This window comes from Aureimonas glaciei, from assembly GCF_014643375.1.
Classification (GTDB): Bacteria; Pseudomonadota; Alphaproteobacteria; order Rhizobiales; family Rhizobiaceae; genus Plantimonas; species Plantimonas glaciei.
In genome coordinates, this window is record NZ_BMJJ01000001.1 from 544,051 (window position 1) to 559,990 (window position 15,940).

At 68.5% G+C, this 15,940-nt stretch carries 12 protein-coding genes and 1 tRNA gene; 7 read left to right on the top strand and 6 right to left on the bottom strand.

Translation table 11 applies throughout. From position 1 onward, the window contains the following. Positions 1-2: 2 nt before the first annotated feature. Positions 3-1,454 carry a Si-specific NAD(P)(+) transhydrogenase gene (gene sthA / locus IEX88_RS02500; protein WP_188848965.1) on the top strand — a complete coding sequence of 484 codons (1,452 nt, stop codon included), beginning with the start codon at positions 3-5 and terminating at the stop codon, positions 1,452-1,454. Between the two features lie 33 nt (positions 1,455-1,487). Here the strand turns inward: sthA and IEX88_RS02505 are convergent, their stop codons facing one another. Continuing rightward, entirely contained in the window at positions 1,488-1,652 is a 165-nt protein-coding gene (locus IEX88_RS02505; RefSeq protein WP_188848966.1) for a hypothetical protein, read from the bottom strand. Between the two features lie 294 nt (positions 1,653-1,946). Between IEX88_RS02505 and IEX88_RS02510 the strand changes: the two genes are divergently transcribed. Both IEX88_RS02510 and IEX88_RS02515 read left to right on the top strand, forming a co-directional pair. Next, the gene (locus tag IEX88_RS02510; RefSeq protein WP_188848967.1) at positions 1,947-3,548 is read left to right on the top strand and encodes an OpgD/OpgG family glucan biosynthesis protein; all 1,602 of its coding nucleotides are present in this window, start codon (positions 1,947-1,949) and stop codon (positions 3,546-3,548) included. A 169-nt stretch (positions 3,549-3,717) separates the two neighbouring features. After that, on the top strand, positions 3,718-4,164 hold the full coding sequence (locus tag IEX88_RS02515; protein WP_188848968.1) for an RbsD/FucU family protein: 447 nt from the start codon (positions 3,718-3,720) through the stop codon (positions 4,162-4,164). Positions 4,165-4,189: 25 nt separating this feature from the next. Here the strand turns inward: IEX88_RS02515 and IEX88_RS02520 are convergent, their stop codons facing one another. Then, the gene (locus IEX88_RS02520) at positions 4,190-5,014 is read right to left on the bottom strand and encodes a sulfite exporter TauE/SafE family protein (RefSeq protein WP_188848969.1); all 825 of its coding nucleotides are present in this window, start codon (positions 5,012-5,014) and stop codon (positions 4,190-4,192) included. A 187-nt stretch (positions 5,015-5,201) separates the two neighbouring features. Beyond that, positions 5,202-6,239, bottom strand: a complete 1,038-nt coding sequence (locus tag IEX88_RS02525) for an L-idonate 5-dehydrogenase (protein WP_188848970.1) — start codon at positions 6,237-6,239, stop codon at positions 5,202-5,204. A 216-nt stretch (positions 6,240-6,455) separates the two neighbouring features. Between IEX88_RS02525 and IEX88_RS02530 the strand changes: the two genes are divergently transcribed. After that, positions 6,456-7,223: an SDR family oxidoreductase gene (locus IEX88_RS02530; RefSeq protein ID WP_188848971.1), complete on the top strand. Its 768-nt coding sequence runs from the start codon at positions 6,456-6,458 to the stop codon at positions 7,221-7,223. Continuing rightward, positions 7,210-7,788, top strand: a complete 579-nt coding sequence (locus IEX88_RS02535) for a gluconokinase (protein WP_244639769.1) — start codon at positions 7,210-7,212, stop codon at positions 7,786-7,788. The genes IEX88_RS02530 and IEX88_RS02535 overlap by 14 nt, the downstream gene beginning before the upstream one ends. A gap of 232 nt (positions 7,789-8,020) precedes the next feature. Here the strand turns inward: IEX88_RS02535 and IEX88_RS02540 are convergent, their stop codons facing one another. Next, the gene (locus tag IEX88_RS02540) at positions 8,021-8,533 is read right to left on the bottom strand and encodes a winged helix DNA-binding protein (protein ID WP_244639770.1); all 513 of its coding nucleotides are present in this window, start codon (positions 8,531-8,533) and stop codon (positions 8,021-8,023) included. A gap of 285 nt (positions 8,534-8,818) precedes the next feature. Between IEX88_RS02540 and IEX88_RS02545 the strand changes: the two genes are divergently transcribed. Further along, positions 8,819-12,478 (top strand): hydantoinase B/oxoprolinase family protein, encoded by a 3,660-nt coding sequence (locus tag IEX88_RS02545; RefSeq protein ID WP_188849289.1) that lies wholly within the window; start codon positions 8,819-8,821, stop codon positions 12,476-12,478. Between the two features lie 13 nt (positions 12,479-12,491). Here the strand turns inward: IEX88_RS02545 and IEX88_RS26755 are convergent, their stop codons facing one another. After that, positions 12,492-14,798 (bottom strand): methyl-accepting chemotaxis protein, encoded by a 2,307-nt coding sequence (locus IEX88_RS26755; RefSeq protein WP_244639772.1) that lies wholly within the window; start codon positions 14,796-14,798, stop codon positions 12,492-12,494. Positions 14,799-15,147: 349 nt separating this feature from the next. After that, positions 15,148-15,237, bottom strand: a tRNA-Ser gene (locus IEX88_RS02555). Positions 15,238-15,634: 397 nt separating this feature from the next. Between IEX88_RS02555 and IEX88_RS02560 the strand changes: the two genes are divergently transcribed. Then, positions 15,635-15,931 (top strand): hypothetical protein, encoded by a 297-nt coding sequence (locus IEX88_RS02560; protein ID WP_188848974.1) that lies wholly within the window; start codon positions 15,635-15,637, stop codon positions 15,929-15,931. Positions 15,932-15,940 lie beyond the last annotated feature (9 nt).

Here is a 15,940-nt window from a genome sequence, read left to right on the forward strand (position 1 = left end):
CCATGGCAGACTACGATCTGATCGTCATCGGCAGCGGTCCCTCGGGGCGGCGCGCCGCGATCCAGGCGGCCAAGCTCGGCAAGAGCGTGCTGGTGGCCGAAAAGCACCGGCAGGTCGGTGGCGTTTCGGTGCACACGGGCACGATCCCGTCGAAGACCATGCGCGAGACCGTGCTGAACCTCACCGGCTGGCGCGAGCGCGGCTTCTACGGGCGCTCCTACCGGGTGAAGAAGGACATTTCCGCCGCCGATCTCCTCACCCGCGGCGCCAAGACGCTGGAATACGAGGTCGACGTGCTGGAGCACCAGTTCAGCCGCAACCATGTCCAGATCGTCGCCGGCGAGGCGCGCTTTCTGGGGCCGCATGACATCGAGATCACCCGCGACGACGGCGACGTCGAGCGGCACAAGGCGGCGCGCGTTGTCATCGCTTGCGGCACGCGGCCGTTCCGCCCGGCCTATATCCCGTTCAATGACAAGTCCGTCTTCGACAGCGACGAGATCCTGGCCATCGAGAGGCTGCCGCGCAGCCTGACGGTGATCGGCGCCGGCGTCATCGGCGTCGAATACGCCACCATCTTCTCCGCCCTCGACGTCGCGGTGACGCTGGTCGAGCCGCGCGCGAGCTTTCTCGATTTCGTCGACAAGGAAGTGATCGAGGAATTCGTGCACGAACTGCGCGACCACAACGTCTCGATACGCCTGGGATCGGAGGTCAAGTCGGTGACGCTCGACGCCGCCGGGCGGCCGGTCTGCGAGATCGCCAGCGGCCGCAGCGTGACCTCGGACGTGCTGCTCTTCGCCGCCGGCCGGGTCGGCGAGACCGAGCGGCTGAACCTTGGCGCCGTCGGCATCACCTGCGACCACCGCGGCCGCATCCCCGTCGACGCCAAGACGCTGCAGACGGTGGTGCCGCACATCTACGCCGCCGGCGACGTCATCGGTTTTCCGAGCCTTGCCTCGACCTCGATGGAGCAGGGGCGTCTCGCCGCCTGCCACGCTTTCGGCCTGGAGCCGCCGGCGCCGCCGGAATTCTTTCCCTACGGGATCTATTCGGTGCCGGAGATTTCCACAGTCGGGATGACCGAGGAAGAGGTGCTGAAGCGCGGCATCCCCTACGAGTGCGGCGTCGCGCGTTTTCGCGAGACCTCGCGCGGCCACATCATGGGCCTGAAATCGGGGATGATGAAGATGATCTTCTCCAAGAAGACGCGGCGGCTGCTCGGCGTCCACATCGTCGGCGAGGGGGCGACCGAACTCATCCACATCGGCCAGGCCGTGCTCAACCTGAAGGGCACGATCGACTATTTCATGGACAACACGTTCAACTATCCGACGCTGGCCGAGGCCTACAAGATCGCCAGCCTCGACGCCTGGAACCGCGCCTTCGCGCCGGTGGCCGCGCCGCCGCCTCTGCCCGCAGAAGCCGAAGCGGCCTTGCCGGCGGCGCAGTAGGAGCGGGCGGGTCCGCCGCCCGCCCCGCCTTCGCTACTCGCCCGTCGGGGCCTTGATTTCGGGATAGGTCTTGCGGTTGCGCAGGGCCTCCTCGATCTCGTCCTGCTGCACCTGCTGCGAGCCCTGGTCCTGCAGCCGGTCTTCGTTGTCGGCCTGGTCCTGCTGGTTGTCGAATTCGTCGGTGGGAATGCGGCTCATCGGGTTTCTCCTGTTTCTGCTAGGTGAAATAGGGCGCCAGTCGCGCCGAACCATCCCGTGACTTCTGTGCCTGCCGCTCCATGTGCCTCGCCAGGGACAGGAATGCGCCGGCGTTCAGGGAACGTGCCACGCTGCCGTTCATTGAACGCGGCATGAACGAAGCGCTCCGCGTCCATTCACAAAAGCCTGGCTATCTCTGCCGGTTGCTTGGACCGGCGCAGGGCCTGCTGCCGGCCATCGGCCGCGGGGATGCGCTTCGGCACGCCCTGCTGTCTGGGCGCCATGGAGATGAAGATGTTGAACCGACGCGCGCTGATGATGGTCCTTGGGGCCGCGGCGCTGCCGCTGCGCGCGGCACGGGCGGAGGATGACGGGATCGAGGGTCCGGGAGGCGAACCGATCGCCTACGGCCCGGCCGAGGGCTTTTCCTGGGAGGCCCTGCTGGCGCTGGCCGCTGCCCGCCGGGCCGAGCCCTACGCACCCCGACCCGATCCCGCGCCCGAGGCGCTCGCCGCGATCGGCTACACCCAGCACAATCACATCCGCCAGCCGGTGGCGGGCGGCCTGTTTCCCGGTGCCGGTCGCGACGGCGTCGTCACCTTCTTCCACCTCGGCGAGCTCTTTCGCCGGCCGGTCCGCATCCATGTCGTCGAGGGCGGCGAGGCCCGCGAGGTGCTCTACCGCCGCGGCTATTTCCGCTATCCCGCCGGCAGCCCCGCCGCCGCCGTGCCCGACGATGTTGGCTTTGCCGGCTTTCGCGTGCACGAGCCCGAGCGCCGTCCGGGACAGCCGGGCGACTGGCTGGCCTTCCTCGGCGCCTCCTATTTCCGCTCCTCCGGCGATTTGCAGCAGTATGGCATTTCCGCCCGGGGCCTGGCGCTGGAAACCGGCGCCTTCGACGGCGTCGACGAGGAATTTCCTGACTTCACCGATTTCTGGATCGAGGAGATGCGCGGCGGCGTGATGCGGATCCATGCGCTGATGCAAGGGCCGAGCGTCACCGGCGCCTACCGCTTCGACGTTTCGCATTTCCCGAAGACGGTGATGACCGTCACCTGTCGGCTGTTCCTGCGCCGTGACGTGCAGCGTCTGGGCATCGCGCCACTGACCTCGATGTACTGGTATTCGCAGGAGACGCGCTGGGCGCAGGGCGATTTCCGCCCCGAGGTGCACGATTCCGACGGCCTCCTGATCCACGACCGCCGCGGCGGCGCGATCTGGCGGCCGCTGACCAATCCGAAGGAACTCAGCTTCGCTTCCTTCCTGACCGAGAGCCCCGAGGGTTTCGGCCTGATGCAGCGCGACCGCGACTATGCGAGCTACGAAGATTCCGTCGCCTTCGAACGCCGGCCCAATCTCTGGGTCGTGCCGCTGTCGGGCTTCGAGCGCGGATCGGTGCAGCTGATCGAGTTTCCGACGCAGTCGGAATATGCCGACAACATCGCCGCCTTCTACGTGCCCGAGGCGCCGGTCCGCGCCGGCGACGTGCTCGAGTTCCGCTACCGCCTGCACTGGAGCGGCGCCGAACCGCCGCGGCCGCTCGCTCGCATGGTCGCCCACCGCCTCGGCCGCCCGCACCGGCATTATCCGCCGGGCGTCAATCCGCAGCCGGACCGGCTGGAGCGCAAGGTCGTTCTCGACTATTCCGGCGTGGCCCTGCCCGGCGTGCGCCTGAAGCCGGAGGACGTCGCGGTGACGCTCGGCCACGGTACGGTGCATGCCATCCGGGTCGAGCGCTCGGTCGACGACCCGCTGGGTTGGCGCGTGATCTTCGACGTGTTCACCACGGAGACTGAGGACTGCGAGGCGATCGTCAAGCTTTCCGCCGGCGGCGTCACGCTGGCCGAAACCGTGGTCTTCCGCTTTTCGCCGGAAGACGGCTTGCTGCCGCTCTGAATGGCCGGCGGCCGATGCTGGCCGGTGCCGGCCGTCGGCGCCGCGCCTCCCGCCATCGGCCGGGCCGGCGCCCGGTCGGTCTTCCGCCTCGTGCCTTAGGCGCAGTGACGGCTCGGCATCGGCGCGCGGGCCTGCTATCCCAGAGCGATCGACATTTGGGAGACAGGCCGTGCTCAAGACCATCCATCCGCTGATCGGCAGCGAACTTCTCGCCATCCTCGCCGAAATGGGCCATGGCGACGACCTCGTCATCGCCGACCGAAATTTTCCGGCCGAATCGGTCGCGTCCTCGACGGTCAGCGGCCAGTGCGTGCAACTCGCCGGCGTCGACACGACCGAGGCCGCCCGTGCCATCCTGACGCTCCTGCCGCTCGACAGTTTCGTCGACGCCCCCGTGCGGCGCATGGCCGTGGTCGGCGAGCCGGACGCGGTGCTCGACGTGCACAGCGCCATGCAGGCCGTCGTCGACTCGGCCGAAGGCCATGCCGTCACGATCGAGGCGGTCGAGCGCTTCGCCTTCTACGAGGCCGCCCGCGACGCCTATGCCGTGGTGCAGACCAGCGAGGCCCGGCCCTATGGCTGCTTCATCCTCAAGAAGGGCGTGATTTTCGACTGAGGGACGGAAAGAGCCGGTCCCGAGCCTACACCAGCCCCCAGACGAATTGCAGCGCGACCGACAGCAGGAACAGGCCGAAGCCGAGTTCGAGTTGGCGCCGGGTCAGCCGGTGCGCGAGGCGGGCGCCGAAGGGAGCGGTGAGGAGGGCGGCGGGGGCGCAGGCGAGGGCCGCCGTCAGGCTGATGTCGCCGAGGCTGAAGGGCGGCAGGCGCGGATCGCCCCAGCCGACCACGGCATACGCGATCAGCCCGGGAATGGCGATGAGGACGCCGACGCCCGACGAGGTCGCCACGGCCTGGTGCATCGAGCGGCCATAGGCGCTCATGAAGGTGTTGTTGAGAACGCCGCCGCCGATCCCCATCAGCGACGACAGGAGGCCGATGACGAAGCCCGCGATCGAGCGGCCGAGAAGGCCGGGCAGGTCCGTGCCGAAATTCAGCGGCAGTCGGCCGATGATCATCTTCAGCCCCAGCACGAAGGCGATGCCGGCGAAGATCACCTTCAGCTCGCCCGCCGAGGATGCCGCGGCGATCAGCGCCCCGGCGACGACGCCCGCCGGCACCGCGATCACCCATTCGCGCAGGAGCTTGGTATCGACCGCGTCGTGCAGCCGGTGGGCGGCGAGCGAGCGCAGCGAGGTCGGCACGATGATGGCGAGCGAGGTGCCGATCGACAGGTGCATGGCGATCGAGGGATCGACCTTCAGCCCGATGAAGGTGTGGTAGAGCACCGGCACGAAGATGGCGCCGCCGCCGACCCCGAACAGGCCGGCGAGGACGCCGGCAAAGCCGCCCGTGGCGACGAGGGTCAGAACGACCGGCGCCCAGAGGCTGAGATCGGGAAAGGACATTCCCGCTCATAGGTCATGCGCCGATTGCGCGGCAAGCCCGCAAGGCCGGGCTCGGCGCCCGGTGGCAGGATTTCCCCGGCCGATGGCGACCGGCCGGAGCCCAAGCGCGGCACCTCGCCCGGCCAAGGTCCCGCTTCGAGGACCGTCCGTCAGGATCGTCGCGCTGCCGCTGTTCAGCTGCCGCTGTTCAGAAGTGCAGGTGCACCTTGATCGCCCGCTTGCGGTCGATGGCCAGCGCAAACGCCTCCTCCAGCTTCGAGACCGGCATGTCGGCCGACATCACCGCGCCGACATCGATGCGGTCGTTGACGAGAAGGTCGACGGCCAGCGTGAATTCGCCGGCGAAGCGGAAAGCGCCGACGAAGTCGATCTCGCGCGCCATCAGGAGGTTCACCGGGATCGGCACCTCGCCCGGCGGCAGCATGCCGAGCTGGACGAGGCGTCCGCCCGGCCGGATCACCCGGATCAGGCCCGCCAGCGCCTGGACCGAACCGGTCGCCTCGATGCCGATGTCGAAATGGCCTTTGTTCGCCTCGAAGGCGGCCAGCCGGTCCGGCTCGCTCGCGACGTTGATGGCGAGGTCGACGCCCGCCGCGCGCGCCAGCGCCAGCGGCTCGTCAACAAGGTCGGTGATGGTGATGGTCGCCGCCCCCGCACGGCGGGCGGCGATGGCGCAGAGCATGCCGATGGGGCCGGCACCGGTGATCAGGACGTGCTTGCCGAGCATCTCGCCGGCGCGGCGCACCGCATGCAGCGAGACCGCGAGCGGCTCGGCCAAAGCGATCTTGCGCAAGGAGACCGTGTCCGGGACCTTGTGGCACTGGTCGGCCCGGCAGACGAAGGTTTCGGAAAACGCGCCCTGGACATGGGGGAAGACCGAGGCCGAGCCGAAGAAGCGCATGTGGCGGCAGAGATGGCTGCGGCCGCTGCGGCAGTAATCGCAGGACAGGCACGGCCGGCTCGGATCGATGGCGACCCGGTCGCCCGGCGCGACATGGGTGACGCCGGGCGTCACGCGCTCGACCGTGCCGGAGATCTCGTGGCCGAGCACCATCGGCTCGCGCACGGCGAAATCGCCGACGCGGCCCTTCGTCCAATAGCTCATGTCCGAGCCGCAGATGCCGCCGGCGCCGAAACGCACCAGCACCTCGCCGGGGCCGGGCTCGCCGGCGGGGCGCTGCTCCAGCCGGAGGTCCTTGGCGCCGTAGATCATCACCGCCTGCATGTTTCCACCCTGTCTTGTTCTCTGGTCGGGTCCTCGTTCGGGACCCTTGTGCCGGCGACTCATGGCGTGGTCGCGGCCTTGCATCGCCATCGATAACTTGAAAGGGATGGTTTGCAAGCGCGACCGGCGGGGCCTGTCCTGACGACGGCAAACGACGGCATCGAATTTCGCATCCGGCCTCGGCGGAGCGCAATTCCCGGGGGGAAACGGAAGACCATGAGCCTGAAACTCTTCGATCTCGGCGGCAGGACCGCCCTCGTCACCGGCTCCGGCCAGGGCATCGGCTTCTCGCTCGCCGAAGGTCTCGCCCGCGCCGGCGCCCACGTCGTCCTCAACGGCCGCGACGAGGACAAGCTGGAGCGCGCCGCCGCGACCCTGTCGGACCGCGGGCTGGGGGTCTCGACCGCGGTCTTCGACGTCACCGACCCCGACGCGGTCTCCGCCGCCGTCGCGGGCATCGAGGCCGGCGTCGGGCCGATCGACATCCTCGTCAACAATGCCGGCATCCAGCGCCGCGCGCCGCTCGAGGATTTCGCCGTCGAGACCTGGCGCGAGGTGATGCGCACGAATGTCGATTCGGTGTTCTTCGTCGGCCAGGCCGTCGCCCGCCACATGATCGGGCGCCGCCGCGGCAAGATCATCAACATCGCCAGCCTCCAGAGCGAGGCGGCGCGCTATTCGATCGCGCCCTACACGGCGAGCAAGGGAGCGGTGAAGAACCTCACCAAGGGCATGTGCACCGACTGGGCCCGCCACGGCCTGCAGATCAACGCCATCGCCCCCGGCTATTTCGAGACGCCGCTGAACCAGGCGCTGATCGACGACCCCGTCTTCGACAGCTGGCTGAAGACGCGCACGCCCGCCGGGCGCTGGGGCAAGGTCGAGGAACTGCAGGGCGCTGCGATCTTTCTCGCCTCGGATGCGGCGAGCTTCGTCAACGGGCAGATCCTCTATGTCGACGGCGGCGTCCTTGCCACGCTCTGAGGGGGGCGCGGGCTCTGCCGCGTCGACCGGCGACTCCGGCAAGGCCGGCGAACGCACGCCGCCGCTGGTGCTGATGGGCGTCTCCGGCAGCGGCAAGACGACGCTCGGCGAGGCGCTGCGCGACCGTCTCGGCTTTCGCTTCTTCGATGCCGACAGTTTTCACCCGGATGAGAACGTCGCCAAGATGGCGGCCGGCATTCCGCTCGACGATGCCGACCGCGCGCCCTGGCTGGCGCGCCTCGCCGACCTCCTCGCCAACGAGACGGCAAAAGGCGAGCCGGTGGCGCTCGCCTGCTCGGCGCTGCGCCGGCGCTACCGCGACCGTCTGCGCCTGGGCGCGCCGGACCTCGTCACCGTGCTGCTCGAGATCGACCGCGCGACCATCGAAGGCCGGCTCGCCGGCCGCAAGGGCCACTACATGCCGCCGAGCCTTCTCGACAGCCAGCTGGCGACACTGGAACAGCCGGATGCCGACGAGCGGGTCATCCGAGTGGATGCACGCCTGCCGGTAGCGGAGATGGTGGAGAGGATCGCCGGGGCGCTGGGGCTCGGGGTGCGGGGCTGAAGCGGGGGCGATTCGAGCAGTTTGTTTGACCCTGGCGGTCTGCGTTCACCCCCCTCTGCCCTGCCGGGCATCTCCCCCTCAAGGGGGGAGATCGGCTCGATGGAGACGGCCGCGGACTAAGAATGTTTCAGAACAAGCGGGAATCTCAAGGCGCCCGATCTCCCCCCTTGAGGGGGAGATGGCCGGCAGGCCAGAGGGGGGTGCTTTGCGCGGCCCCAGACCGTCGCCCCGCCTACAGACTCGCCGCCGTCCGCGCCGCTTGATCGTAGTGCCCCGACAGAACCCGCAGCAGATGCGCGACGTTCGACATCGCCTCCGGCGACACACCGAGTTCGCGCGTGCCGGCGACCAGGATGGCTTCGCGCAGGTCCCGGTAGCGCTTGCACACCGCCTCGCCTTCCGCCGTCACCTGGACCAGTCGCTCCTTGCCGGATTTCTCGCGCTCGACGAGGCCCTTCGCCTCCAGCTTCTTTATCGCATAGGTCGCCAGATGCGTGTCCTCGATGCCGAGGACGAGGCAGATGTCGGCGAGGCGCTTGGGCTTGCCGCGGTGGGTGACGGTGTGGAGCACCATGATCTCCGTCGCGGTCAGGCCGGGCTGGCCGGCGGCGGTCATGCAGCGCACCATCCAGCGCTCGAAGGCGTGGCTGGCGAGGATCATGCCGAATTCGACCTCCGACAGCGCGGGCACCGCCCCGTCGGCCAGATGCGCCGACGAGACGATCGGCCCGAGGGGAGTCGGCATCGGGCTCTCGTCTTTCGCCATCCTGTCCTCCCAAAATATGGCTGCCAGCGCGATCGGCGCGGGTCGCGCTCGGCGAGCGCTCCCCCAGCTTGCGGAAACCACCGGGGGATCGCGCGACAGGCTCGTTCGCAGCACCGGTAAAGACTCCCATGGAATTTGCACTGGGTCAAATACGCTGATAATCTGCCGGTAAATTATAGACGAAAACCGAAGCGCGGAGTTCCGACCATGCAGCCAGCAGCGACAGGCGAGACATCCGGTGACATCGACCGGACGGCAGGGGCGATGCCCGGCAAGTGGGATTTTTGGATCGACCGCGGCGGCACCTTCACCGACATCATCGGCCGCTCGCCCGACGGCGCGCTGACGCCGATGAAGCTCCTGTCGGAAAATCCCGGCGTCTACGACGACGCGGCGCTGCAGGGCATAAGGGAACTCCTCGGCCTGAGCGTCGGCGAGCCTTTTCCGCCCGGCCGCATCGGCACGGTACGCATGGGCACGACGGTCGCGACCAATGCCCTGCTCGAGCGCAAGGGCGACCGGACGCTGCTCCTGATCACATCAGGCTTCCGCGATGCGCTGAAGATCGCCTACCAGGCGCGGCCGGACATTTTTGCCAAGGAAATCCTGCTGCCCGAGCAGCTCTACGAGCGGGTAGCCGAAGCCGAGGAGCGGGTGCTGGCGGACGGCACCGTCGAAAAGGCCCTCGACGACGACGGCGTGCGAAAGGCCCTGGCGGCGGCGCGGGCCGACGGCATCGATTCCATCGCCATCGTCTTCATGCATGCCTGGCGCTATCCCGCCCACGAAGAGCGCGCCCGGCATCTCGCCGAGATCGCCGGCTTCACCCAGATCTCGGTCAGCCACGCGGTCTCGCCCCTGGTGAAGATCGTCGGCCGCGGCGATACCACGGTGGTCGACGCCTATCTGACGCCGATCCTGTCGCGCTACGTCTCGCGCGTCGCCAAGGCGCTCGGCGCCGATGCCGGCGACACGGACGCGCCCTCGCTGCAGTTCATGATGTCCTCGGGCGGCCTCACCGCCGCCGAGCTCTTCCAGGGCAAGGACGCGATCCTGTCCGGCCCGGCCGGCGGCGTCGTCGGCATGGCCGAGACAGCCAAGCTCGCCGGCCATGCCAAGGTCATCGGCTTCGACATGGGCGGCACCTCGACCGACGTCACCCATTATGCCGGCGCCTACGAGCGGGTGCTGGATTCCGAGGTCGCGGGCGTGCGCATTCGCGCGCCGATGATGCGCATCCACACGGTCGCCGCCGGCGGCGGCTCGATCCTGCATCTCGACCAGGGCCGCTTCCAGGTCGGTCCGGATTCGGCCGGCGCCCATCCCGGTCCCGCCGCCTACGGCAAGGGCGGGCCGCTGACCGTCACCGACGCCAATGTCATGGTCGGCAAGCTGAAGCCCGAGCTCTTCCCCGCCGTCTTCGGCCCCGGCCGCGACCAGCGGCTCGACGCCGCGGTGGTCGCTGAAAAGTTTGCCGCGCTCGCCGCCGAGATCGGCGACGGCCGCGATGGCCGGCAGGTCGCCGAGGGTTTTCTCACCATCGCCGTCGAGAACATGGCCAACGCCATCAAGAAGATCTCGGTGCAGCGCGGTTACGACGTCTCGCGCTATCTGCTGAACTCCTTCGGAGGCGCCGGCGGCCAGCATGCCTGCATGGTCGCCGACGCCCTGGCGATGGAGAGCGTCCTCATCCATCCGATGTCGGGCCTCCTGTCGGCCTATGGCATCGGCCTGTCCTCGCTGTTCTCGACCCGCAGCCAGGCGCTCGTCGCCCCGCTCGAGGAGGCGTCGCGCGAAGCGATCGAAGGGCTTGCGGCGGAACTGTCGGCCAGCGTCTCGGCGGAGCTGGCCTCCCAAGGCGTCGCGGCGGAAAATCTCGACTGCGACGTCATCCTGCAACTGCGCTATGACGGCACCGACACGACGCTGCCCGTGCCCTTCGCCGGCGATCTCGCCGCGGCGCGCACGTCGTTCGAGGCCGGCCACAAGGCGCAGTTCGGCTTCGTCTACGACAACAGGCCGATCGTCGTCGAGAACGTCTCGGTCGAGGCGGCCGAACGCCGCGCCGCGCCGTCGCCCGTCGCGGTGAGCCGCTTCGACGCCCATGACGCCGTGAGCGAGGAGAGCGTCTCGATCTTCACCGGCGGAAAGGCGCGCGACGCCGCCGTCTTCCGCCGCGAGAATCTCGGCCTCGGCGCCCGCATCGCCGGGCCGGCGCTGATCGTCGAGCCGAACCAGACCATCGTCGTCGAACCCGGCTGGTCCGCGTCGATTACCGGCCTCGACGACGTCCTCCTCGTCCGGACCGAAAAGAAGCTGCGTCATTCGGCGCTCGGCACCGGCAAGGCGGGGACGGGCGAGGGCGGCGCCGATCCGGTGCTGCTCGAGGTCTTCAACAACCTGTTCATGTCGATCGCCGAGCAGATGGGCGTGACGCTGCAGAACACCGCCTCCTCGGTGAACATCAAGGAGCGGCTCGACTTCTCCTGCGCCGTCTTCGATGCCACCGGCGCGCTCGTCGCCAATGCGCCGCATATGCCGGTGCATCTCGGCTCCATGGACCGCTCGGTCGAGACCATCATCGCGCAGAACGAAGGAAAGATCCGCCCCGGCGACGTCTATGCCCTCAACGCGCCCTACAACGGCGGCACGCATCTGCCGGACATCACCGTCGTCACTCCCGTCTTCGATGCGGCGGCGGAAAATCTTCTCTTCTACGTCGCCTCGCGCGGCCACCACGCCGATGTCGGCGGCATCGCGCCGGGTTCGATGACCCCCCGGGCGACGACCGTCGACGAGGAGGGCGTGCTCATCGACAATCTGAAGCTCGTCGACGACGGCGTCTTCCAGGAGGACGAGCTGCGCCGCGTCCTCACCGAGCATCAATACCCCGCCCGCAATCCCGAGCAGAACATCGCCGACCTCAAGGCGCAGATCGCCGCCAACGAAAAGGGCGTGGCGGAACTCGCCGCCATGGTCGAGGCTTTCGGGCTCGACACGGCGCAGGCCTATATGGGCTTCGTCCAGGACAATGCCGCCGAGGCCGTGCGCCAGCTGATCGACGGGCTGGAGGATTGTTCCTACGAATACCCGACCGATACCGGCCAGGTGATCAAGGTGGCGATCACCGTCGACCGCGAAAAGCGCGAGGCGACCGTCGACTTCACCGGCACGTCGGCGATGATGGGAAACAATTTCAACGCGCCCGAGCCGGTGACGCGGGCGGCCGTGCTCTACGTCTTCCGCGTCATGGTGGAAAAGCCGATACCGATGAATGCCGGGTGCCTCCGGCCGATCAACATCGTCGTGCCCGAGGGCTCGATGCTGAAGCCGCGCTATCCCGCCGCCGTCGTCGCCGGCAATGTCGAGACCTCGCAGCACGTCACCAACGCCCTGTTCGGCGCCTTCGGTGCGCTGGCGAACGCGCAGGGGACGATGAACAACCTCACCTTCGGCGACAGTCGCTACCAGTATTACGAGACCATCTGCTCGGGCTCGCCGGCCGGCCGGATGAACGGCGGCCGAAGCTTTGCCGGCACCTCCGGCGTGCATGTGCACATGACCAATTCGCGCCTGACCGACCCCGAAATCCTCGAAATGCGCTACCCCGTCGTGCTCGAGGACTTTCACATCCGCAAGGATTCGGGCGGCGCGGGCGACAGGCGCGCCGGCGACGGCACCAGCCGCACCATCCGCTTCCTCCAGGAAATGGACTGCGCCATCCTCTCCTCCCACCGCACCTTGCCGCCGCGCGGCATCCATGGCGGCGGCGACGGCGCGATGGGCCGCACCGAGGTGCGCCGCGGCGACGGCACGGTGGAGACGCTGGCGGCCTGCGACCAGACCGTTCTAAAGGCCGGCGAGGCGGTGATCGTCACGACGCCGACATCGGGCGGTTTCGGCAGAGCGGGCGGCGGCGACTGAGAGCCGTCGGCCGTCAGGCGACGCGGCGCGCCTCCCGGGACCTGCCGGCGGACGCCCCGTCCGCCCTCGACCCTGTCCGACGGGCGGGGGCGGACTCGGTCTGGAAGCGGCCGATCAGCCGCGCCAGCTCCTTCGCCTGCTTGGTGAGGTCCTGGCCGGCTGCGGCCGACTGCTCCACCATGGCAGCGTTCTGCTGGGTGAGCTGATCCATCTGGTTGACGGCGATGTTGACCTCGCCGAGCCCCGTCGCCTGCTCGTTCGTCGCCGCGGCGATGCTGCCAATGATGGTGCTGATCTCGGCGACGCGCCCAGAAATCTGCTGCAGCACATCGCCGGTCTCGCCGACGAGCCGGACGCCCTCGTTGACGTGCTGGCCGGAGGCGGCGATCAGCGTCTTGATCTCCTTGGCCGCCTCGGCCGAGCGCTGAGCCAAGCCCCGCACCTCCTGCGCGACGACCGCAAAGCCGCGGCCTGCCTCTCCCGCCCGCGCCGCCTCGACGCCGGCATTGAGCGCCAGGAGATTGGTCTGGAAGGCGATCTCGTCGATGACGCCGATGATGCTGCCGATCCTCTGCGAAGAGTCCAGGATGCCGGTCATGGCCTCCACCGCGTTCCGGGCGACCTCGCCCGAGCGCTCGGCATCCCTCCGCGTCACCGCGACGATCTCGCTCGCCCGGTTGGCACCGTTGGCGGTGCGCTTTACATTCGCGGTGATTTCATCCAGCGCGGCGGCCGTCTCTTCGAGGCTTGCCGCCTGCTGCTCGGTGCGGCGCGACAGGTCGTCGGTCGCCTCGGCGATCTCGCCGGTGACCGTGACGATCGTCGCGGCCTGGTCGCCGATGATTCGCATGGTGTCGCGCAGGATCGCCGCGGCCTCGCTAAAATTGCGCTTGAGATCCTCGTAGTCGGCGGGGAAATCGGATTCGATCCGGTGGGTGAGGTCGGTCCGGGCCAGGCTTTCCAGCGCGTCCGACAGAGCCAGCACCACGCGCTTCTGGTCGGAGGCCTGCGACTGGGTGGCGGCGGTGGCCCGCCGGGCGCGGTCGGTGGCGCGGTGGCGTTCGGCCATCGCCGCCTGTTCGGCCGCGTCCTTGGCCGTCATCGCGGCCTCCAGAACGCCCAGCATGGCCTGCATCTGCGCGACCTCGTTGCGCATAGTCGAGGCTGTCACAGCGCTGGGTGAGCCGGCCTGGGTCTCCTTGGCAATGCCGACATAGAGAATGCCGATGACGGCGCTGCCGTCGACGATCGGCTCGTAGAGTGAGACATAGGTTCTGTCAAAGATCTCGGCCTCGCCGCGATACATCTGGCCCTCTTGCAGGACGGCCGTGAAAGCGGGGCCGACAGCCAAAGCGGAGCCGACGGCGCGGGCGCCGTCCGGCCCCAGCACGTTCGTGGCCACGCGCGTCTGGCGCAGGAAGACCGTCGCCGTGCCGCCATGCAGCCGCTGCACCTCGTCGACGATGTCGTTCGCGCCGTTGACGAGGTAGTCGCCGAAATACAGCCGGTCGCCGACGCAATACGGCTTGCCGTGGGCGTAGAGCTTTTCGCGCAGGCTGGTGAGATTGGCTTCCAGGCTGGTTTCCGTCCGCGTCGCCGCCTCGCTTTGCAGGGAGGATACCGCCCGAACCGACAGCAAGGCCGCGACGTCGGTCACCGGTCGCACGATACCGGCGCGAATGAGCTGGAGGGCGACGGCCACGATCACCAGCAGCAGGGCGGCCACGGCGGCGATCACCCATGTCAAAACGAGCGTTTCGGCCTTGGAGCCGGCCTCGACGTCCCCGGCCCAGGCATTCGCCTTCGTGACAATGCCGTCGATGACGGCGCGGTGCTGGCCATAGATCTCTCCGAGCCTCCGGAACGATGCCATGGACGCGAAGCGGTCGCCGCGGGCGAGCGCCGGGAGGAAGACGGTCTCGGTTTCGGGCCAGAAGCGGTCGGCCTCGCCGCTGGACACCTCGGTCAGCGCGGTCCTCAGCTCGGCCGGAATGTCGGAAGCCTGCCAGTAGGCCCGGCGCAGGTCGAAATCCTGGCGTAGTTGGGCCAGGCGGGCGATGTGCGTGGCGCGGTCGCCGGCGCCATTCTGCAGCAGATTGACCTCGAGATAGGCCTCGATGATGTATTCCGGCGGCGGCAGGATGTCGGCCACCAGATCCTTACCGGCGATCACCCTCTGGTAGTTCTCGCCGCCGATGCCGACCGCCGTGATGCCGTAGAGGGCGACCGCGACGACCAGGCACAGGCCGAGGATCATCGTTCCCCCGAAGGCGCGCATGGCCGTTGCGATCGCGGTTTGCCGCATAAGGGAAGTAAACATCTTCAAATTTCACTCCTAAGGCGAGCAGAAGGTCCGCCATCAGTCGGAATTGTTTAATTTCGACTGTCGTTATTGAGTAAAATAAAGATGTTGTATCGAGGTTAAAGAAAGTGACGCAGTGTAATGCGGGGATGCCGGGCGGCATGCCCGCAGGCCCCGGGGCGGAGCCGGGCAAAGCCCTGCTGGCTCCTGGAGGGTGCGCGACGGTCGGCCTTCTGCGATCCGCGGGGCCAAGTCACCTCGGCTCCCCCTGCCATTCCTGGCGTCAGGCTCGCGCGGGCTATGGCACACCCGTGGGCGACCGGGCAGCGATCATCAGGGGAGGCGAATTCCGGATTGGTCTGGTGAATGGCGGAGAGAGCGGGATTCGAACCCGCGTTACGCTTTCACGTAAACACACTTTCCAGGCGTGCGCCTTCAACCACTCGGCCACCTCTCCATCCGGCGTCTCGACGGGACTAAGGTCCCATGAGGCGTCACGGCCCCGCCCGGGCTATGGAAGCCAGGCGAGTCGGTCGGCGCGGACCATAGTCAGAACGCCGTCGCGGTACAAGCGTCAAACTGGCGCGAGGCTTGCCCTTCTGAGCGGTGCGGCGCCAGCAGGGCCGGCAGGGCGTTCTCAGGCGCCGGGAAAGCCGCTATCAGGGGCGGTGCGGTCCGGGCCGCGGCGTCGGAAGCGCCGGTGACGGCTCGCCCGTCGCTGCGGGGCACGGGATTGGGCTGCACCGCAGGACGGGCCGACCGGGAGCGTGACGGCGGCCTTCTTGCCGGTGCCGCGGCGGCTCTGTTGTGACGGGATGCGGCAGAAGGCCTGCCGGAAAAACGACGGGAGATCTATGATCCGCTTTCTCATGCGCAGCCTCGGGGCCGTTCTCCTGGCCGTCGCCCTCGTCTACGGCGTCGCCGACATCGCCCGCTCGCTGGCCGACGATGCGGTGATGCTGACGCCCCTGTCGGAGGCGCTGGCCGGGCTCGGCCTGCCGTCGACCGTGCCGGACGGGACGTCGCCGGCCACTGCCGGCCTTTTGGCGCGGGTGCTCGCCTGGCCGATGTCGGTGCTGGCAGGCGTCCTGGCGCTACTGCTCCTGGCGGCAGGGCGTCCGGGCCGCCGCGGCCGCCGCCTGACGCCTTGAGGGAGTCGT